The 216-nt window shown below is 36.6% G+C and carries 1 protein-coding gene; it reads left to right on the top strand.

Annotated elements, in window-relative coordinates:
• The coding region (locus AC1M9F_RS14570; protein WP_481598127.1) for a muconolactone Delta-isomerase at window positions 1-143 on the top strand (143 nt) is incomplete at its 5' end.
• Between the last annotated feature and the right edge of the window lie 73 nt (window positions 144-216).

Raw genomic sequence — 216 nt, 5'->3', positions numbered from 1 at the left:
ATTCAAACATCAGTATTTTTGATGTGGAAAGCAATGAAGAGCTTCATTCAATTTTACAAGGTCTTCCGCTTTACCCATATATGAATATCGAGGTAATGGCGTTAAATCGCCACCCATCTTCTATACGTGAAGATGATCGTTAAGTTTTAAGTGTCTTGGCTTGATTGATTCAGGCCATGACATCAATACATCCAGAGGTTTTTTAGCGTCATTTTA

The sequence above is a fragment of the Acinetobacter sp. ANC_7504 genome (genome assembly GCF_056779995.1).
Note: the sequence above shows the minus strand (reverse complement) of the source record. Positions and strands in the feature narration are given on the sequence as shown.